This is a genomic window from Streptomyces sp. NPDC012466 (genome assembly GCF_042955215.1).
In the GTDB taxonomy this organism is placed as follows: Bacteria; Actinomycetota; Actinomycetes; order Streptomycetales; family Streptomycetaceae; genus Streptomyces.
The window spans coordinates 687417-705375 of sequence record NZ_JBIBEQ010000002.1; the positions used below are offsets into that span (position 1 = coordinate 687417).

21 protein-coding genes are annotated in these 17959 nt (G+C 69.2%); 7 read left to right on the forward strand and 14 right to left on the reverse strand.

Annotated elements, in window-relative coordinates; all coding sequences use genetic code 11:
• Positions 1-14: 14 nt before the first annotated feature.
• Both ACFY9E_RS10625 and ACFY9E_RS10630 read right to left on the reverse strand, forming a co-directional pair.
• Entirely contained in the window at positions 15-1370 is a 1356-nt protein-coding gene (locus tag ACFY9E_RS10625; protein WP_390981379.1) for an FtsK/SpoIIIE domain-containing protein, read from the reverse strand.
• Positions 1367-1729, reverse strand: coding sequence for a hypothetical protein (locus ACFY9E_RS10630; RefSeq protein ID WP_390981381.1), 363 nt, complete (start codon positions 1727-1729; stop codon positions 1367-1369). The genes ACFY9E_RS10625 and ACFY9E_RS10630 overlap by 4 nt, the downstream gene beginning before the upstream one ends.
• 157 nt (positions 1730-1886) lie before the next feature.
• On the opposite strand from ACFY9E_RS10630, the gene ACFY9E_RS10635 reads away from it, so the two are divergent.
• Both ACFY9E_RS10635 and ACFY9E_RS10640 read left to right on the forward strand, forming a co-directional pair.
• On the forward strand, positions 1887-2618 hold the full coding sequence (locus ACFY9E_RS10635; protein ID WP_390981383.1) for an XRE family transcriptional regulator: 732 nt from the start codon (positions 1887-1889) through the stop codon (positions 2616-2618).
• A gap of 28 nt (positions 2619-2646) precedes the next feature.
• Positions 2647-3117, forward strand: a complete 471-nt coding sequence (locus ACFY9E_RS10640; protein ID WP_390981385.1) for an NUDIX domain-containing protein — start codon at positions 2647-2649, stop codon at positions 3115-3117.
• On the opposite strand, the gene ACFY9E_RS10645 is transcribed toward ACFY9E_RS10640, so the two are convergent.
• The 5 genes from ACFY9E_RS10645 to ACFY9E_RS10665 form a co-directional block, all read right to left on the reverse strand.
• Entirely contained in the window at positions 3105-3665 is a 561-nt protein-coding gene (locus ACFY9E_RS10645) for an HD domain-containing protein (RefSeq protein WP_359628120.1), read from the reverse strand. The two genes, ACFY9E_RS10640 and ACFY9E_RS10645, sit on opposite strands and share 13 nt — an antisense overlap.
• A gap of 406 nt (positions 3666-4071) precedes the next feature.
• Complete coding sequence (locus ACFY9E_RS10650; protein WP_390981387.1) at positions 4072-5172, reverse strand: MBL fold metallo-hydrolase; 1101 nt, start codon at positions 5170-5172, stop codon at positions 4072-4074.
• Between the two features lie 2 nt (positions 5173-5174).
• Positions 5175-5657, reverse strand: a complete 483-nt coding sequence (locus tag ACFY9E_RS10655) for a hypothetical protein (RefSeq protein ID WP_390981389.1) — start codon at positions 5655-5657, stop codon at positions 5175-5177.
• A complete protein-coding gene (locus ACFY9E_RS10660) occupies positions 5654-6319 on the reverse strand; it encodes a hypothetical protein (RefSeq protein ID WP_390981391.1) in 666 nt (221 codons plus the stop codon). The genes ACFY9E_RS10655 and ACFY9E_RS10660 overlap by 4 nt, the downstream gene beginning before the upstream one ends.
• A gap of 386 nt (positions 6320-6705) precedes the next feature.
• Positions 6706-7290 (reverse strand): hypothetical protein, encoded by a 585-nt coding sequence (locus ACFY9E_RS10665; RefSeq protein ID WP_390981393.1) that lies wholly within the window; start codon positions 7288-7290, stop codon positions 6706-6708.
• A 469-nt stretch (positions 7291-7759) separates the two neighbouring features.
• Between ACFY9E_RS10665 and ACFY9E_RS10670 the strand changes: the two genes are divergently transcribed.
• Complete coding sequence (locus ACFY9E_RS10670; RefSeq protein WP_390981395.1) at positions 7760-8719, forward strand: NAD(P)-dependent oxidoreductase; 960 nt, start codon at positions 7760-7762, stop codon at positions 8717-8719.
• A 180-nt stretch (positions 8720-8899) separates the two neighbouring features.
• Complete coding sequence (locus ACFY9E_RS10675) at positions 8900-9181, forward strand: chaplin family protein (protein ID WP_390981397.1); 282 nt, start codon at positions 8900-8902, stop codon at positions 9179-9181.
• Between the two features lie 76 nt (positions 9182-9257).
• On the opposite strand, the gene ACFY9E_RS10680 is transcribed toward ACFY9E_RS10675, so the two are convergent.
• The 7 genes from ACFY9E_RS10680 to chpG form a co-directional block, all read right to left on the reverse strand.
• Entirely contained in the window at positions 9258-10124 is an 867-nt protein-coding gene (locus ACFY9E_RS10680; RefSeq protein WP_390981399.1) for a tyrosinase family protein, read from the reverse strand.
• Entirely contained in the window at positions 10108-10587 is a 480-nt protein-coding gene (locus tag ACFY9E_RS10685; protein ID WP_390981401.1) for a tyrosinase family oxidase copper chaperone, read from the reverse strand. Before ACFY9E_RS10685 ends, ACFY9E_RS10680 begins: the two co-directional genes overlap by 17 nt.
• Positions 10588-10693: 106 nt before the next feature.
• On the reverse strand, positions 10694-11209 hold the full coding sequence (locus ACFY9E_RS10690; protein ID WP_390981403.1) for a hypothetical protein: 516 nt from the start codon (positions 11207-11209) through the stop codon (positions 10694-10696).
• A 136-nt stretch (positions 11210-11345) separates the two neighbouring features.
• Positions 11346-11951 (reverse strand): vitamin K epoxide reductase family protein, encoded by a 606-nt coding sequence (locus ACFY9E_RS10695; protein ID WP_390981405.1) that lies wholly within the window; start codon positions 11949-11951, stop codon positions 11346-11348.
• A complete protein-coding gene (locus ACFY9E_RS10700; protein WP_390981407.1) occupies positions 11948-12232 on the reverse strand; it encodes a hypothetical protein in 285 nt (94 codons plus the stop codon). Before ACFY9E_RS10700 ends, ACFY9E_RS10695 begins: the two co-directional genes overlap by 4 nt.
• Positions 12233-12402: 170 nt before the next feature.
• Entirely contained in the window at positions 12403-13041 is a 639-nt protein-coding gene (locus tag ACFY9E_RS10705) for a hypothetical protein (protein WP_390981409.1), read from the reverse strand.
• Positions 13042-13286: 245 nt separating this feature from the next.
• The gene (chpG, locus tag ACFY9E_RS10710; RefSeq protein ID WP_030838293.1) at positions 13287-13526 is read right to left on the reverse strand and encodes a chaplin ChpG; all 240 of its coding nucleotides are present in this window, start codon (positions 13524-13526) and stop codon (positions 13287-13289) included.
• A 402-nt stretch (positions 13527-13928) separates the two neighbouring features.
• Here chpG and ACFY9E_RS10715 point away from each other — a divergent pair, with 402 nt between their 5' ends.
• Genes ACFY9E_RS10715 through ACFY9E_RS10725 form a run of 3 tightly spaced genes read left to right on the forward strand, consistent with a single transcriptional unit; the run spans position 13929 to position 17863 of the window.
• Positions 13929-15092 carry a glycosyltransferase gene (locus tag ACFY9E_RS10715; protein WP_390981411.1) on the forward strand — a complete coding sequence of 388 codons (1164 nt, stop codon included), beginning with the start codon at positions 13929-13931 and terminating at the stop codon, positions 15090-15092.
• Positions 15089-16513 (forward strand): exopolysaccharide biosynthesis polyprenyl glycosylphosphotransferase, encoded by a 1425-nt coding sequence (locus tag ACFY9E_RS10720; RefSeq protein WP_390981413.1) that lies wholly within the window; start codon positions 15089-15091, stop codon positions 16511-16513. Before ACFY9E_RS10715 ends, ACFY9E_RS10720 begins: the two co-directional genes overlap by 4 nt.
• A gap of 6 nt (positions 16514-16519) precedes the next feature.
• Positions 16520-17863: an O-antigen ligase family protein gene (locus tag ACFY9E_RS10725; RefSeq protein ID WP_390981415.1), complete on the forward strand. Its 1344-nt coding sequence runs from the start codon at positions 16520-16522 to the stop codon at positions 17861-17863.
• Positions 17864-17959: the final 96 nt, after the last annotated feature.

Below are 17959 nucleotides of genomic sequence, written 5' to 3' on the forward strand. Positions count from 1 at the left end.
GTGAAGCGGGAGGGTCAGGCGGCGGCGGGGGCTGTCTTGGACAGCGGCACCCGGGCCGAGGGCAGCGCGGCGACCGCGGGCCGGTAGGCGGCCAGGGCAGGCAAGTCGGGGGTGCGGTCGGCGTGCTTGTTGCAGGTGTTCACGGCCTGGCGCAGCGAGGTGTGCGGGGCGCGGATGCGGTGCCAGCCACCGGTGGAGTCACCGGCGATCGCGATGCCGCGTGTCTCAGCGGGGATCTGGATGGCAGCCAGGACGGCGTCCGGGGAGATGTCACCGAAGGCCATGTTCGCGGAGGTTTCGTCGTTGACGCGGTGAGCGGTGCGGCCGGTGAGCTGAGCACGGAGCATGGTGATGCCCTTGCCGAGTTCGGAGCCGAAGCGCTGCCCGCAGATCTCCAAGTAGATGCCGGCCGCACGGCCGAGCTGGGCGAGACGCACCAGCGCGGTGATGATCCGGTCCCGACGCTTCTCCTCCTCCTTGCTGGCGAACAGGGCGAGTTCGGCGACCTCGTCGACCAGGACCACGACCGGGACAGGGCGGATGTCGTCGGGCAGGTCCCAGATGTCGGCGGCGATCTCCGCATCCGGCACCGCGACACTGATGCGCTGCTCGGCCCGGATCAGTTGGTAGACCTCCCCCATGTGCTCAACCAGCGCTTCGAGCAGTTCAAGGGCGGTGTCCGGGTTGTCGGCCAGTGCGGAGAAGCGGCGAGCGAGCGGGAACAGTTCGACGCCTTGCTTGCAATCGATGCCCACGAGGGCGACGTGCTGCGGGGCGAGCCCGGCGACCAGGTTGCGCTGGTAGACGGACTTGCCGGACTCCGTCGCCCCAAGGGTCAGGCCATGGGGGACGGCGCGGTAGTCGCGGTAGTGCACCGAGCCGTCCTCCCGCAGCGCGACCGGGACCCGCATCGGACGCGTATCGGTCTTGGCGGGCATCTGGACCTGCTTGAGCACGTCGTAGCCGGTCATCCGCACCTCAACGACGCCCGAGCGGACTTCGCGGGAGGTCACGCCGTACATCCCGAAGGAGTGGCGCAGCCGGTCCGTCGCGGCCGCCACGTCAAAGGCGTCCTGTCCCGGTCGGAGCTTGAGCCGCAGGACCAGGCCGGTGCGGGTGGGCCGTAACCGCAGGATGCGCGGGACACGGGACTCCGGCACCGGCCGGTTGGCCACCCGGGCCAGAGCCAGGCGCCAGCGCGAGGGCGGGACCGTCAGGCCGCAGGCGTCCATGACCGAGGCGTAGCGGACCAGGACCCGCACGCTGGCGACGAGGACCCCGAAGGTCAGCCAGTACCAGGCGGGGCGCCGCCACCGCAGGAGACCCGCAGCGGCGACGACCAGCACCAGAGCGACCGTGAAGGCGGTCACTGTCGGGCCGCCTTCGAGTTCGTGGCAGCGGCGGCCAGGGAGGTGACGGCGACCGCGCGGAAGGCGATGCCGTGCCGCTTCTGACCGTTGAAGTCGTTCTCCCACGGCCGGGCAATCAGGCCCGTGAGCGCGACCGGCGTGCCCATGGTCAGCTCACCGGAGATGCCCGGCTCGGGGACGGTGACGGACAGGATTTCCACTTCGTCGTTGGCCGCGAACATCACGTCGACCGTCATCAGCTTCGCGCCGGACTCGACGTCCATGGCGATCTCGCCGGTACGGCGGTCCTTCACCTTCGGCTGCGGGGTCTTGGCGACCATCACGGTCGCGGCGGAGGTGTCCACGGGAATCTGACGCATCGTCTTGTCTCCTGCTGTGGTGGGTTCTTGGCCGACGTCCCGTCGGTGAGACCAGGAGACCGCGAAAGGGGGTGGACGCATCACGGCCCGCATGGACGTTTAGGGACGTCTGAGCTATCGTCAAAACGTCCCTACGGGTCCCCAGGGAGGGAACGTCATGGCGAACGAGCGTCTGCGCGCAGCGATTTCAGCGAAGGGCGAGACGATCCAGTCCGTTGCCGAGCACGTCGGAGTGGACCCCAAGAGCGTCGAGCGCTGGATCACCACGAACCGGACTCCGCACCGGGGGCACCGCTGGAAGGCCGCGAGCTTCCTCGGGGTCGACGAGGTCTACGTCTGGCCCTCAGTCGAGAAGCAGGCCGAGAAGGCGAGCGCGTCGGAGCTGATCACGTACTACCCGCACCGAGGCGCGGTCCCTGCCCCGCTGTGGTCGTCTCTGATCGAGAAGGCGACGGACCAGGTCGACATCTTGGTGTACGCGGGACTGTTCCTCTTCGACAGTCACCCGGACCTGCCGGACCAGTTGGCAGAGAAGGCGAAGGCCGGCGCCCAGGTTCGCATCCTGCTGGGCGATCCCGAATCCGCGGCTGTGCGGCAGCGTGGCGAGGAGGAGGGCATCGGCGACGACCTGGCGGCGCGAGCGCGGATCACCCGCCGGTACTTGCAGCCCGCCATGTCGACGCCCGGCGTTGAGATCCGGCTGCACGACACGATCCTCTACAACTCGATCTACCGGTTCGACGACGACGTGTTGGTGAATCCCCACGTGCTCGGAGCGCCCGCCGGACAGAACCCTGTGATGCACTTCAAGTACCTGCCGGGAGCGCGGACGTTCCGGCACTACATGCGGAGTTTCGACTACGCATGGGAGCAGGGCCGGAAGGGATAACCGACTCCAGGCGTGCAACGCTGAGCACATGGCACGCGTCGACTACTTCAAAGATCCGAACGCCCCGAAGGCGAACAGCCTCGTTCCCTCCGTGACCGCCGTGGCCCGCAACGAGGCCGGGGAGGTCCTGCTGATCCACAAGACCGACAACGATCTGTGGGCCCTGCCCGGCGGCGGCATCGACCTGGGCGAGTCAGCACCCGACGCGGCCGTACGCGAGACCAAGGAAGAGACCGGGTTCGACGTCGAGGTCACCGGCCTGGTCGGGATCTACACGAACCCCGGACACGTCATGGCGTACGACGACGGCGAGGTCCGCCAGCAGTTCTCCATCTGCTTCCACGCCCGCATCGTCGGCGGCCAGCTGCGAACCAGCAGCGAGAGCAAGGAAGTGGCATTCGTCGATCCGAGCAGGCTGGACGAGCTGACCATCCACCCGTCGATGCGCATGCGGATCGACCACGGATTGGCCGACCGGACCGAGCCCTACCTCGGCTGAGCGGCCATGCGGTCGAGGGTTCGCTCGACGGCGGCCTGGAGGTAAGGACGCGCCTTGCTGATCGCGTTGTGCACCTCACTGCCCGGCTCGTAACGGACGAGGATCTCGTCAATGCGCGTGTCGAAGGGGAAGGACTGTCCAGCGGGGCCGGTCGTCATGTCGGCGAAGATCAGCGCATCGAGGACGGGGGAATCTTCCCGCTCGTAGACGGCCAGCTCTGCCGACAGACCGCGCTGCTCTGCTTCGTACACGGCCCCGGAGTGGTGAGCGACCAGCCGCACGAGACGCGCCGGCGCACCCAGCGCTTCGAGGTGACGGGCACCGTCGAGGGGATGGAATCCGGTCTCGCGCAGCTCGGGGGCGTAACCGATGTCATGCAGCCACGCTGCGGCGACGAGGAGATCCCGGTCAGCCTCGGACACAGCCGCGGAAGCCTCACGCGCCCGAGCGGCCACAGCCTGAGTGTGCAGCCAGCGATTCCCGAGCTGGGGAAGCAGAGACTCGGCGAGTTCAGCCGCTCCCTGAGGCGTGTCCAGTGCAGAAGGCATGCATGGAACGGTAGCCGAGATCAGCGGTGAGCCGACAGGCCACGATCGAGCGACTCGATCATGGGCGCGGTACAACTTTCCCTACATCATCAAGTGCCCGCGCACGGCGCGGGCGCGCGCCGCCTCTGCGGCGCGGCCTGCCTCCTGTCTGCGCCCCGGCTGGCCGCGCCCGGCGGCGCGCTCGGCGGCTGCGGGCAGAGGGTAGGAGACACCCTCTGTGGCTGGGGCGGTCGGCTCCACGGCTTTAGGCAGCCACTTTGGGGCGAGCCTCGAAGATCATGGCCCCAACGTCGTGCTTTAACGGGCAGGTCCACAGACTGCCCGACGCGCCGGAAGCTTACGGGGCCATGATCACTCGCCCCAAAGCAGCTCCAGCCCAAAGCCGCTCCGCCGACCTAGTGGAGAGCTAAAGGCGTGCTGCGCATTCGGTACCACGGACCAACCATTCGGTTCCTGTGAATCGAACTTGCACATGCCCCATGTTTGTGCTGCGCGGCGTGAAAGATTTAGTGGATTGCCTGATCATCTTCTGGACGTCAGGGGATCTCGTTGAGCGAGCCCGCCTGTTACTGGTCAGGTAGGCTCGATCGCAACTCTTACGGATTCTTTCCACGTCGGACTGGCGAGGCAGGGAAACACTGCCACGCTGGAACGGCGAGAGTATCGAGATTACCTCCTTTTCCAGCATATGTTCCCAGATTTCAGGGCAGTCGCCATTGTAGGAGCCGTGATGCGAGATCTTAAAGATGGCCGACTTGCCTGGAGGTCTCTCACCCTGATCGATCACAGCGTGCCATCCTCTGGAGCGCCCTCTTTTGTAATGCTCTAGGTCTCCCCCAAGGAGGATAGACCCGGCCACACTCTGCAACTGAAGAACGACACTCAAATCGTTTGGCTCCATGCTTGGCACGCGGTAAACGGCGCCCGGAGGAGCGACCAGGTTGGCTAGATGTTGCAACCCACGAATGGTGTCTTCATCAGACGGACTGAGCGACCAGACTTCATTGATGGGCAATCCGGGCCGGCGTAGCAGCAACCTACCTCCCACAGCTAGGCCCAACTGAAAGCCGCCGGCAGTACGACGTTCCTCTACGATTCTGCGAGTTTCGGCGAGTTCTGATACACCAGAGGAGAACCTAGGAGACGGAGGAGGCAAGAGAGTGAGCGCGTGGAATTCTTCACGTGTCGTGGCGCTGGCCGCGATGAACTTTGCTTGCTTCGCAGCGTTCAGCACTTTGGAAATTCCACGAACGTGATCATCATGCCAATGGGAGGCGACGATTACGGCGATAGAGGTCGCAGGATTAACGCCGATTCTTGAAAAATAATCCAGGGCCACTGGATTCTTCGTCACCGGATCAATGCACGAGTCGACAACGACCCACTCGTTATCCCCCAGATGTACCAGGACGCACTCACCTAGGCCAGGGCCGAAGATGCTGACCTCAATCTCGTGTGGCTGCGGCGGCTGCTCGAGTACGGCAGGGAGGCGCGCGCTTTGGAGCAAAGTTAGCCTCTCGCTGCGTTTCCAACCCTACGAAAGCGCAGGTAATTTGAACGCTTTCGCTGCCCCTTAGCTGACACGCGGTAGCCCACACTCCAATAGAACAGAGAACCGGGCTCGCACAGCGGAATATCACCGGGAAGTACTTGATCCATCTCGAACTCCGCGGTCGCCTCTTCACCGGAGTCCAGGTCGATGACATCTGCAGCAAAGTAGGAATCGAAACGCTCGGTCACAACTCCCTCCCAACGCGCGAGCGGAATAAAGCGTCCAGCTTGCAGTGGGTCAAGGTTCTGGGTGCGATTTGGAACGCGAATTCCATTCACGCGACGTCGCACAGGGGCCGCACTGTTAAGCTCGATCCTTTCCTCAATCACCACCTTGTCGCCCATAGTACCTACCGGAGCTGCACTAGGCAGGATTGAAGAAGATGCTCGAACGTCCTCCCGGGCTGTCGGTGCAATATTGCCGTTCATAGCAATCGTCATAGCTCCCCCCACAGGCTAGAAACGATGTGCCGCCTACAACGACTTACTCTTTCCCTATGCGATTCCCACTCTTCATTGAGAACGTCGATCGCCCAACTTGGTGTTGTGGAATCATGATTGAGAAACTCATCATTTACATCAACAAAGAGGCCATCAGGGATGATGGATGAAGGTTCAACCTTTACGCGAACGCTTCCCTCATACTTGTCCGGCCGATCCCCCTGTACGCGTACAGTGACCGTCCGAGGGTCCTCTAGAATTGGATTCCACAATTGTTCCTTTGGTGCTACTTGATGCCCAAAGCTGTCTAGCGCCTCGCGCGACGGAGACGTGTAATGCGCATGCGCGTTGAGGCCAATCTTCGTGATCGGGGTGCTACTTAGGGCTGAAAATGTCCCAAGCGCTAGATCCCTCATTGGTTCGAAGACAGGGAGTTCCTTGCTTGAGATCATCCAGCGTGTATCAACGACCTCGATGCGCACCCAGTCGGTTTCGAAAGCGCAGAAGTCATTATTGATGATTTGAACGTTAGCTTCACTCGACTCGTCAGCTGGAATGAGCCCTTGGGAGACAAACCAAGCTGGCTGAAAAATCCGAGGATTGAAGGCTCCAATAAAGACGATGCTGACAGAATCATGCTCAGGTGAGCGCGACTCCCGCATGATGGGTCCTTCCTGGCCGACGTCAGGTCTCCAAGCTACCGGCTGTCGGTGCTGTCTGTCTGCACGAGGGGCTGACTACTGGCTGGTTGTCAGCCCAGACCAGGGTCAGTGTGTCAGTGCCCCTTGCTACGTCAGCGTTGGTGTCTTCGACACTGGAGCACGCTGCATGACGGACGACACCGCCAACATGATTCGCTCATCTAGGCTCCACCAAGCGTGTGAGAAGGACAGTCCGGGGCCGACCAGCGGTGAGGCAAGACTCAAGGGTGACAGCCCCCACCCTGCTCTGGCCTGGGGCCCTCGAATGAGCTTCGCTCCTGTGAGGGTTGTGCGTGCACCCGGAGAGCTAGGGTCGGGAGCCGTTGACGCTGGCTCACCGCTCCGGGTCAACCTGTGATGGGCAGCGGCTCGTGACAGTGCCAGATCAGGTACCGGTCCTCCCTACGTAGCTCCGCAGAGCCCCACTCAATGCGCATGACTCCCTTCTCCATTGAGCAGGCGTAGGCGACCAGGACAAGCCGCACGTCTTCGGGAAGTAGCTCCAGGTCCGGGTGGACCTCGACGTCCTCGAGCTCCCCTAGGTCCAAGTCGAATGCTTGCTGCATGGCCGGCGGGCCGTGGCGTCGGATCAGGTCTGCCCGGAAGCCTGTGGCTCGACGGAGACGTGCAGCCGTGACGGGCACGTCCTTCTTCGCGTAGCGGAGGGGGTAGATGAGGTTCCCGCGGACAAGCATCATCGTCCGTCCTTGGAGGCGCACTGGTTCGCCAAGCTCGGAGATGCCGGCGGCCAGTTCCTCGTATTGCACCGCGTATAGGCCATGCCCGTAGGCTTCGAGCGTCTGGGTATGGACGCCCTCCTGCCCTGTGCGTGCTCGATCATGAGCCCGGGAGAGGCAAGCTGGGATGATGTCGGCCAGTTCGCTGGCTATGTCTCCGAAGGTCTCACGTGCCCACTGACTGGCTGAACCCATTACGTACCGCCCTTCCTTGGTGGTCTTGCAGGCACCGAGCAGCGTTTACCTAGAACCGTGCTGCGGCCAGGCAAGTCACACAAGGTCGCAACCAGCGCATGAAGGGAGCGCACACACCGCCCGGCCGGGGTCCTCTGGCACGTTCCGCTCGAGGGTCAACCGCAGTAGAGATCCGCCCAGCTCGGATCCTCGCGGTGACGGCAATCCTGACGGCAACGGCGGCGGACGGCAGCGACTTTCAACAGCCCAGCATGGTGTCGATGTAGGCCGGCCGAGTCGACCTACTGAGGCTTGCCCGCATCTTCTAAGCGCTTGGCCGCAGGTTCGAGTCCTGCCGGGGGCGCAAGTCTCCGCCCTCCCCTAGGGGAGGGCTTTTTGCTGGTCGGCTCCGGACGAGGGCTTTCCGTTCGGCGTCCCCGCGGGCGATCATGGTCCCCTGACCGGACCACGGCCGTGAAAGGGGCACGACGTGCGGCTGCGCTGTGCTGTGCTGGACGACTTTCAGCAGGTGGCGACCGAGGTCGCCGACTGGTCGGTGGTCGCGGACGACGTGGAGGTCGTGGCGTTCGACCGGCACATCGACGACGAGGACGATCTCGTCGCCGCCCTTGCCGACTTCGACATCGTGGTGACCCTGCGCGAACGCGTGCCGTTCCCCGCATCGCTGATCGCCCGGCTCCCCCGGCTGAAACTGATCGTCGCCTCCGGCATGCGGAACTCCGTGATCGACTACGCGGCCGCCGAGGCGCACGGCGTCACGGTGTGCGGCACGGCCAGTTCCTCCACCCCGCCCGTCGAACTGACCTGGGCGCTGCTGCTCGGCCTCGCGCGCGGCGTCGTCGAGGAGAGCAACGCCCTGCGCTCCGGCGGCCCCTGGCAGAGCACCGTCGGCGCGGATCTGCACGGTCGGCGTCTCGGGTTGCTCGGCCTGGGGAAGATCGGCGGTCGTGTCGCCCAGGTCGGGCTCGCCTTCGGCATGCACGTGAGCGCCTGGAGTCAGAACCTCACCCGTGAGCGCGCCGACGAGGTCGGTGTCGGCCTCGCGGGCTCCAAGGAGGAGCTGCTCGCGAACAGTGACTTCGTGTCCGTCCACCTCGCGCTCGGCGACCGCACCCGCGGCCTGCTCGGCCCCGCCGAACTCGCCCTCCTCAAGCCGACCGCCTACCTGATCAACACCTCCCGGGCGGCGATCGTCGACCAGGACGCTCTCCTCGACGCGCTGCGCGCGGGCCGGATCGCCGGAGCCGCCGTGGACGTCTTCGACGTCGAGCCGCTGCCCGCCGGCCACCCGATGCGCTCGGCCTCTCGCCTGCTCGCCACCCCGCATCTGGGCTACGTCTCCCGCGCCAACTACGCGACCTATTACGGCCAGGCCGTCGAGGACATCCGCGCGTATCTCGACGGCGCGCCCGTGCGCCGGCTTCCCTGACGAGCGCTGAAAGCCACTGACGACTCCTGACGCAACCGCGATGACCCGTCTGGCGTGCGTGCCTGTCCAAGATGGGTGATCCGGCCATGCTCGCCGTGACTCCCCGTGTACGGGCGCGTTGAACGGGAAGCACGACGGCGCCACCTGCCGCCGTGTTTTCCGATTCAGAAGGAGAACGTGATGTCTCGCATCGCGAAGGCGGCCGGTGTCGCGCTCAGCACGGGTGCCGTGGTGCTCAGCGGGGCCGGTCTGGCCCTGGCCGACGCGGGTGCCCAGGGCGCGGCCGTGGGGTCGCCGGGCGTCCTCTCGGGCAACGTCGTCCAGGTTCCGGTCCACATCCCGATCAACGTGTGCGGCAACACCGTGAACGTGGTCGGTCTGCTCAACCCGGCGTTCGGCAACGAGTGCGAAAACAAGGACGACACCAAGGGCCACCCGGGTGGCCACGGGTACGGCCACTGATCCGTACACCTGGCACACACGTAGAGCCCCGGCACCCAGCGTGCCGGGGCTCTTCGCATGCCGTAGCGACGATGCCTCACGCGTACCGGTAGAACCGCTCGTGGTCCTCCAGCTGATCCGGCGTCACGTCCCAGGGCGGCAGCCTCTCGTGCCGCGCCACGACCCGGCGGTACTGGGCGCTGGACGGCCCGGGCGGCTTCGCCGGGAGGTAGCGGTGCTCGCGGTGCCGCCGCTGCCAGCGGGACCACACCAGGTCGACGAAGGCGTGGTGCATCCAGAAGACCGGGTCGTTGACGGAGGCGCCGCCGACCATGGCCCCGCCGACCCAGCGGTGCACCCGGTTGTGGTTCTGCCAGGAGACGCTGCCCCGCCCTCTCCCCCACCCCTCCAGCTTGTTGCGGAAGCCCTTGGCCACCGTCGAGTCCCAGGGGGAGGCGTCGTAGACCGGGTCCTTCAGGGCCCGTTCCAGCTCGGCCCTGGTGGGCAGCTCGATGGGGTCGCGGGGGCGGCCGAGGTCCCGGGTGAGGAACTCCTCGTCGGTCACGCCCTCCTTGATGGTCCAGTTGCCCTCCGCGTAGGCGAACGGCCCGGTCATCACCCGGCGGTCGGAGCGCCGCCCGGTGCCGCCGAGGAGGTCGGCGGTCCACGGCGTGGAGGTGGTCGTGCGGTCGCGCGTCCAGTCCCAGTACGGCACCGACACCGACGAATCGACCCGGCGCAGCGCCTTCTCCAGGTCCAGCAGGAACTGCCGGTGCCAGGGCAGGAAGGAGGGCGCCATGTGGGCCGTGCGCAGGCCGTCCTCGCCGTCGGAGGTGTAGTACTCGATGTGCGTCCGTACGAACTCGTCGTACTCGCCGCGCCGTTTCACCTCCAGCATGGCCTTCACGAACCGGCGCTTCTCACCGCGGGTGAGGGTGCTGACGTCCTTACGCGTGTACGCCATGCTCTCCCCCCTCCAGGTGGCCCGGGCCGTGGCCGGGCAGGTCGCGCAGGCGCTGCCCCGGGCCCAGTTCGTCGACGGCCGCGCGGGTCGCCGCCAGGGGGGTGGGGTAGGAGCGGTAGTGGTCGACCATGCTCAGCCAGCTGCCGTCCGCGCGGCGCATCAGGTGCAGCGGCCGTCCGTCGACGGTGACGTGCCAGTCCACGTCACCGAACTGCCGCTCCCCGGAAGGGACGGGGACACCGCGGATGCGGCGGCCCCGGTAGGTCTCCTCGAACGTGCCGTCGTCGGCCCACACGTCGGTGTTCTTGCCGTCGGACGCTTGTGGCCATGAGGCCATGACGACGGGCGTGAGTGCGGCGCCGGCCGCCGTGGCCATCAGGCCGCGCAGCAGACCCCGCCGGGTGCCTCTCGTCTCCCCGTCCTCCGCTGCTCCCACCGGTACTCCGCCGACCCCTACGACCATGTCGTGCTCCTCGTTGCGCTCGGGTTGTCGTAGCGGTAACAGCCCGAAGGCCCCCGCGGTCACCGCCGCGAGGGCCACACGAGAACACCCGGTTCGCCCCGTCGCCCTACAGGCCGGGGCCGATGCCCAGGTCCGCCGTCGGGACCGTCTGCACCAGCGGAGCCACCACGCCCGCCTGCGGGAGCTTCGCCTGGGGCAGGCCGAAGCCGTCCGCGGTGGGCGAGGTGAGCGGGGCGTCGACAGAGGCACCGGGGGCCAGCGTCCGCAGGTCGGAGGCGGGGGCGTCGACGCCCACGTGGTCGAAGCCGGCGCCGAGGAGGTGCGGCAGGGGCGTCCGCAGGTCCGCGCCGGGCAGCCCGCCGTGGACGGGCAGCTGCGGGACGGCGCGGTCGGGGATGAGCCGGCCCTCGACGTAGCGGGGCCCCTCGGGCGAGCCCGGAACCGGCACGGGGAGCTGCCCGGTGGCCTCGGGCAGTTCCATGTCGAGTGCCTTCTCGGCACCGCCCAGCGGCAGGGGGACGGGGACCGTGACGACCGCGGCGGCGGGGGTCGCGGCGGCGCCGGTCGCGGCCGCCACACACGTGATCACTGCGGCGAGGGTTCCTCGGGTGGTCGACTTCATCTGGGGTACGGTCCCTTTCACGTGTCGGGGGCTCAGCGTGCGTACCGAGTAACGAGCCGGGGAACCGCGCCAGCGCACAATTCCCCCGACTGCCGCAGTAATACGACGGACCGGCCCCGCCTGCGGCCGGGTGCCGTCAGCCGGTCCAGAAGTCCCACCAGCGCGTCAGGACCAGCATGCCGACGACGCCGAGGTGCAGCACCGGCGGCACCCAGGTGAACTCGTCGAGGAAACGGCGCACCGGCCCGGGCGCGGGGAGGAACCCCCGGCGCACAGCGAACGACGTCACGTACCAGAACAAGGGGATCGTCGCGGCCCAGGCCAGGCAGCACCACAGGCACAGCGCGTTGATCCGGTACAGCGACTCGAACTGCAGCCACGTCACGAACCCCACGCCGAAGAGGCATCCCGCGTCGAAGGCCAGCCAGTACCAGCGGGGGAAGCGGGCACCGGCCAGCAGGCTCAGGCCGACGCAGATCACGACGCCGTAGGCGACCAGTCCCAGCATCGGGTTGGGGAAACCGAACACCTCGGCCTGGTCGCTCTCCAGGACGCTGCCGCAGGACACCACGGGGTTCAGGCTGCAGCCGGGGGTGAAGTCCGGGTCCTCGAGCAGCTTGAACCTGTCGAGGGTGATGATCCAGGACGCCAGCAGCCCGGCCGCTCCCGTGACGAGGAGCAGCAGGGCGAACGCCCGGCCGGCACCCGCCGTGCGTGCCCCGGCGGGTGCGGGTGGGGTCACTTCGGCAGCGGAAGACCGCCGAGGAGGCCGCCGTTGGAGTTCAGCTGGGCGGTCGCCTGCTTGACGGTGTTGAGCACGGAGTCCTTGTTCTCGGTGTCGAGCGCGTTGGACTGGTGCTTGAGCGGCATCGGGTCGATGGGCTCCCTGGTGAGCGCGTTGACGGCGCCGTTGAGGCTGGTGGGGGTCACGTTGGCGGGGTCGTAGGCGGCGTGTGCGGGTGCGGCGGCACCCGCGACGACGAGGGAACCGGCGACGACGGCGGCGGCCTTCAGGGATTTCATCGTGAATCCTTTCTTCGGCGACTGATGTCACCGGCGGTGAATTCGGACGCCGTGCCTAACGATGTCTGTCCGGAGCGGAAACCCCGTCGCCGGAACCTCATATGAGTCGCTGAAACAGAAGTCGTGCCGGTCCGGGGGCCGGCACGACGACGGGGTGAGCGAGAGGAGCCTCAGGGGGCCTTCGGCAGGGAGGGCAGGCCGGCCAGGTCGGGGGCGGGCAGTTCACTGCCGACGAGCGTGGCCGCGACGGCGTTGACGAGCCCGGTCACGACGGCGTTGACCGCCGGGGTGACCTGCGCGGCGTCGCCGGAGGTGACGGCCTTGACCAGCCCGTCGGTGGCCTTCTCCAGGGCGGCCAGGGCCTCGGCCGCGAGGCCCTCGGGCAGCTCGGCGCGGTCCTCGACGGGCGCGGGCAGCGTGCTGGCCTGCGGCAAAGGGCTGTCCGGGGCGGTGGTGCCCGGCGCGGCCCCGGGGACCGGGGTCGCCGGGGCCGCCGCGCTCGCGTGGTCGATGGCGTCCTGCACCGAGGTGCTCAGCTTGGCCGCCTGCGAGTGCGGCAGCTGGCCGTCGTCCGCCTTGAGCACGGCGGTCAGCAGGTCGGCGACCGGGACGAGTACGCCGCCGAGGTCGCCCAGGCTCTCGACCTGGCCGAGCAGTTCGTCCGCGGCGGGGACCGGCTCCCGGGACGCGGCGTGGGTGTGCTCCCGGGCCGATGCGCTGTCGGCGGCCACGGCCGCGGGCCCGGTCACCCCGAGCAGCAGCGTGGCGCAGAGCGCGGGGGTCGCGATTCGCCGTGCGGGCAGACGCATGGGGGTTCCTTTCGGTGGTGCGTCGGATCTTGTGCCCACCGTGCGAGTGGCCGCAACGCGCCGCAACCGAGCGAACGCACCAGGTCAGCGCCGTCTCCCCGGGTCCATGGCGTCCCCCCTGGTGAGGCGGCGTGCGTGTCGCCCGTCCGCCGGACCGCTCACGCGCCCCCGTTCGGGGCAACGTGAACCGGCCGTTCTCCCGCGTGGTCCCGCAGGAGAACGGCCGGTCAGGTTTCGAGGCGACGTCAGTCGTTCTCGCACTCGTTGCCGAACGCCGGGTTCAGCAGGCCGATGATGTCGACCGTGTTGCCGCAGACGTTGACCGGGATGTGCAGCGGAACCTGGACGACGTTGCCGGACAGCACGCCCGGGGAGTGGGCGGCGGCGGCCTGCGCGCCACTGTCGGCGGCGGCGATGCCGGTGCTGCCCGCGACAGCGGCAGCGGCAGCGGAGGTCAGGACCAGGCCCTTCGCGATACGCGACATGGAGAGGTGCTCCTTGGGGTTGACACAAACATCCGGGCGGATGCCCGGCGCTGTGTCAACGCGTGGCGTGCGCGCGAGTTGTGCCGCCAATGGAGTGATCTCACCGGAAAGGCCGCCTTCACCGTTCCGACACACAGGCCCGGTTTCAAGGGAAATGTGCGGATGACAACTAGAGTCGCAAACCTCTCAACGCACCCCTACGGCAAGCACATCGCACTCAGGGACGAGGGAGGACACCACCGTCCGCGCAGCCCTCCGGTGCGGTGGTGACCAGGTGGCCGTCCGGCTCGTTTCCCAGCGGGACGCGGCGTGCGCCGGCGCGCACTTCGGCGCTGTCGGCACCCGGCAATGAGACGCGTTCCCGCCGTCCCGAGCGCCATCCGTGAGCGAGGAAAACCGCGCATGCACCTGTCACCGACCGACCCTCCGCCACGGGTCCTGCACGTCACACAACCCGTGGACGGCGGAGTCGCCCGCGTCGTGACGGACCTGGCCGGGGCACAGCTCGCCGCGGGCCTGCACGTCACGGTCGCCTGCCCCGACAGCCCCCTCGCGACCCGGCTCGCGGACCTCGGCGCGGACGTACGGCACTGGGCGGCGACGCGTGCGCCGGGGCCGTCGCTCACGGACGAGACACGGCGGCTCGCGCGCATCGTCGCGGACGTACGGCCCGAACTGGTGCACGCGCACAGCGCGAAGGCCGGGCTGGCCGGGCGGCTCGCCGTGCGGGGGCGGATCCCGACGGTGTTCCAGCCGCACGCCTGGTCGTTCGAGGCGGTCGGCGGCGCCACCGCGGCGCTGGCGCGCGGCTGGGAGCGGTGGGGGGCCCGGTGGGCGGCGCGGGTGGTGTGCGTGAGCGAGGCGGAGCGCCGGCTCGGGACGCGGGCCGGGGTCCGGGCGCGGTGGAGCGTCGTGCCCAACGGGATCGACGTCGAGCGCTTCCGCCCGGCCGACGCGGACGCCGTACGGGGGGAGCTGCTGCCGGACGACGAGGCGCGCGGGCCGCTCGTGGTGTGCGTGGGTCGGCTGTGCCGGCAGAAGGGGCAGGACGTCCTGCTGACGGCGTGGGAGTCCGTGCTGCGGCGGGTGCCCGGGGCGCGGCTGGTGCTGGTCGGCGACGGCCCGGACCGCGACCGGCTGCGGACCCTGGCGCCCAACTCCGTGCTGTTCGCGGGGGACGTCACCGACGTCGTGCCCTGGTACCAGGCCGCGGATCTGGTCGTCCTGCCGTCGCGGTGGGAAGGCATGGCCCTGGCCCCGCTGGAGGCCATGGCGTGCGGGCGGCCGGTGGTGGTGACGGACGTCGGAGGGGCCCGCGAGAGCCTGCCGCCCGCGCTCGCGCCGCATTGTCTGGTCCCCGCCCTCGCCCCGGCGGCTCTGGCCGCGGCCGTCGCCGAGCTGCTGCTGGACCCGCCGCTGCGCACCACGCTCGGCGACCGGGGACGCCGGCACGTCCTGTCCACGCACGACGTGCGCCGCACGGCTCAGGCGGTCGCGGACGTGTACCGCGAACTCCTGGCCGCGCACGCCGTGTCCACCGAGCGCAGGGAGTCTGTCGCCTCGTGACCGCGGAAAGCACCGTCCCCTCTCCCACCGGTCGGCCACGGGATCCGGGATTCCCGTCCGTGTCGGTCATGCCGCCGCGCGGCACCGCAGCGGGCTTCCGCTTCCCCGACCGGCGGCCCCCGGCCCGGCCCGTGTCCCCGCTGCCGCTGCTCGCCGCGGACGGCACCGCCGCCGTGCTGGGCGGGCTGGCGCTCTCCGGCACCCAGCGCCACCCGCTGCTGCTCGCGGTGCTGGTGGCCGCCACGCTGCTGCTGCGCCCGCACCGGCCCGCGCGGGTACCGGCCGTGCTGGACGAAGTGCCCGCCGTGAGCGCCCGGATCGCGGTGGCCTGGCTGGCCCTGGGGGCGTTCGTGGCGGCCTACACCCCGCAGCACGTGCTCTCCGCTTCGACCCTGCTGGCGGGATTCCTGCTCCAGAGCGCGGCGAGCTGCGCCGGGCGCGGTGCGGTGCACGCGTGCCGGCGTGCCGAGCTGCTGCACCGGCCGCAGGCCGCGCTCGTGGTCGGGCCCGCCGCGACCGCGCAGCGCGTGGCCGCAGCCGTGCTGCGTCACCCCCGGGACGGGGTGCGGCCGGTGGGCGTCGTCACCGACGAGCCGGACGGCACCGGGGGTCTGCCCGTGCTGACCACGGGCGAGGAGGTACAGCGGGCGCTCATCCAGAACGGGGTGCGCGAGGTACTGGCCGTGCACCGCTCCGTGCGGGCCGGTCAGGGGCCGCTGCTGCGGGCCCTGGCCGAGTCGGGCTGCACGGTGTGGGAGGTCGACCCGGACGTGCCCGCGTACCGGACGGGTGACCGGCTCGCCGGGTTCTCCTGCCGTCGTCTGGACCTCGGGACGGACCGGTGTGACAGAAAGGCCAAGCGGGCGCTGGACGTCGTGGTGTCGGGCGCGCTGCTCCTCCTGGTCAGCCCGCTGCTGCTGCTGTGCGCGGTGGTGCTGCGGATGAGCGACGGGCCGGGGGTCGTCTTCCGGCAGGAGCGGATCGGCAGGGACGGGCGGCCCTTCACGCTGCTGAAGTTCCGCACCCACCGGCCGGTCGACGCGCACGAGTCGGCGACCCGCTGGAGCGTGGCGAACGAGCGCCAGATGCCGTGGTTCTGCCGTTTCCTGCGCCGCACCTCTCTGGACGAGCTGCTCCAGTTGTGGAACGTCCTGCGCGGCGACATGAGCCTGGTCGGACCGCGGCCGGAACGCCCGTACTTCGTGGCGAAGTTCGGCCAGACCTATCCGGGCTACGCCGCCCGCCACCGGGTGCGCACCGGCATCACCGGCCTCGCCCAGGTGCACGGGCTGCGCGGGGACACCTCGATCGAGGACCGGGCCCGGTTCGACAACGCCTACATCGACGACTGGTCGCTGTGGCAGGACGTCTGCATCCTGCTGCGTACGGCGGCCGCGCTCGTGCGTCCGACGGGGAGCTGAGCGCGGATGACCCGGGTCGGGGCCCACGCGCCCGTCCTCGCGCTGCTGGCCGTCGTGTTCCTGCTCGCGCTGCCGCTGGGGCCGGGCGGTGAGGGCGGTGCCGGACCGGCCGACGCCGTGTCCGCTCTGGTCGTGCTGTTCTGCGCGGTCCGTCTCGTCCGGGAGCGGCGGCGGCCGCTGTCCGGTACGGCGGCCGTGGTGCTGGGGCTTCCGGTGCTCGGCGTCGCCGTCGCCGCCATGGGGGCGGTGTCGCCGGGCGAGGGGCTCACCGGCCTCGGCCGCTATCTCCAGGTCTTCGTGCTGGTCCCGGCCGCCGTGCTGCTGCTGGTCCGGGACCGGGGCGACTTCCGGCTGCTGGCCTGGTCGTTCGTGGGGCTGGCGGTGTGGCAGGGGGCGGTCGGCGTGCACCAGTACGCGACCGGGACCGGTGCCTCGTACCAGGGCCGGCCGGTGCGGGCCGTCGGCACGTTCGGGGCGCAGGACGTGATGGGGATGGCCACGGTCGTCTCCCTCGGGCTGGTGTGCGCGCTGGGGCTGGCGCTGGGCAGCGCTCCGGTGCGGCAGCGGGTCGTCGCCCTCGCCGGTGCGCTGGTGCTGCTGGTGCCGCTCGCGCTGTCGTTCAGCCGCGGGGCGTGGATCGCCACGGCGGTGACCTGTTCGGTGCAGCTCCTGCTGGGCGGGGTGCGCCGGGCGTTCGCGGCCGGGGCCGTGGTGGCAGCGGCGAGTGTGATCCTGGTCGGCGGCTTCGGGGTCGGTACGGCGATGCTGCAGGAGCGGATCAGCAGCATCACGCAGGTCGCCGACGCTCCCGACCAGTCGGTGACCGACCGGTACACCATGTGGGCGGCGGCGACCGGGATGTGGCGCGAGCACCCGCTGACCGGTGTCGGTCTGAAGGGGTTCCCCGAACACCGCGACTCGCACGCCTCCCTGGCCCTCTCGGCGGGCAGCGACACGGAGGGCGCGGGCGCGGCCTTCCGCAAGCAGCCGCTGCTCTCCCCCCACAACATGTACCTGCTCATCCTGGCGGAGCAGGGGCTGATCGGGCTGCTGGCGCTCGCCGGGAGCTGGCTCGCCCTGCTGGTGTGCGGGCTGCGCGGGCTGTGGCGGATCCGGCGGACTTCCGCACCGGGCCTCGACTGCGGCCTGGTCGCCTGCGGCCTGCTGGTCTGGCAGCTGACGGACTTCGCCTACGCCGACATCGGCGGCCCGTCGACCGTGCTGACGGCGATGTGCTTCGGGCTGGTCGCGTGGTGGGGCCTGGCGTGCACGGCCGGCCCGGCGACGACCGGCCCCGGCCGGTCCGGCTCGGCCGCGCGCGGCATGGCGGAGGAGGCACCGGCGCGATGACGGTGACACCCGGACAGACGAACACGGGCGGGGGCACGACGGTCCCCCGGGCCACGACTTCGAAGGAGCCTCCGGTCGTCGAGCGGTCGAGCATCC

Coding starts and splice junctions, on each gene's coding strand:
- ACFY9E_RS10630 (WP_390981381.1), bottom strand. CDS start 1,729: ATGCGTCAGATTCCCGTGGACACCTCCGCCGCGACCGTGATGGTCGCC.
- ACFY9E_RS10635 (WP_390981383.1), top strand. CDS start 1,887: ATGGCGAACGAGCGTCTGCGCGCAGCGATTTCAGCGAAGGGCGAGACG.
- ACFY9E_RS10640 (WP_390981385.1), top strand. CDS start 2,647: ATGGCACGCGTCGACTACTTCAAAGATCCGAACGCCCCGAAGGCGAAC.
- ACFY9E_RS10645 (WP_359628120.1), bottom strand. CDS start 3,665: ATGCCTTCTGCACTGGACACGCCTCAGGGAGCGGCTGAACTCGCCGAG.
- ACFY9E_RS10655 (WP_390981389.1), bottom strand. CDS start 5,657: ATGACGATTGCTATGAACGGCAATATTGCACCGACAGCCCGGGAGGAC.
- ACFY9E_RS10660 (WP_390981391.1), bottom strand. CDS start 6,319: ATGCGGGAGTCGCGCTCACCTGAGCATGATTCTGTCAGCATCGTCTTT.
- ACFY9E_RS10665 (WP_390981393.1), bottom strand. CDS start 7,290: ATGGGTTCAGCCAGTCAGTGGGCACGTGAGACCTTCGGAGACATAGCC.
- ACFY9E_RS10675 (WP_390981397.1), top strand. CDS start 8,900: ATGTCTCGCATCGCGAAGGCGGCCGGTGTCGCGCTCAGCACGGGTGCC.
- ACFY9E_RS10680 (WP_390981399.1), bottom strand. CDS start 10,124: ATGGCGTACACGCGTAAGGACGTCAGCACCCTCACCCGCGGTGAGAAG.
- ACFY9E_RS10685 (WP_390981401.1), bottom strand. CDS start 10,587: ATGGTCGTAGGGGTCGGCGGAGTACCGGTGGGAGCAGCGGAGGACGGG.
- ACFY9E_RS10690 (WP_390981403.1), bottom strand. CDS start 11,209: ATGAAGTCGACCACCCGAGGAACCCTCGCCGCAGTGATCACGTGTGTG.
- ACFY9E_RS10700 (WP_390981407.1), bottom strand. CDS start 12,232: ATGAAATCCCTGAAGGCCGCCGCCGTCGTCGCCGGTTCCCTCGTCGTC.
- ACFY9E_RS10705 (WP_390981409.1), bottom strand. CDS start 13,041: ATGCGTCTGCCCGCACGGCGAATCGCGACCCCCGCGCTCTGCGCCACG.
- chpG (WP_030838293.1), bottom strand. CDS start 13,526: ATGTCGCGTATCGCGAAGGGCCTGGTCCTGACCTCCGCTGCCGCTGCC.
- ACFY9E_RS10715 (WP_390981411.1), top strand. CDS start 13,929: ATGCACCTGTCACCGACCGACCCTCCGCCACGGGTCCTGCACGTCACA.
- ACFY9E_RS10725 (WP_390981415.1), top strand. CDS start 16,520: ATGACCCGGGTCGGGGCCCACGCGCCCGTCCTCGCGCTGCTGGCCGTC.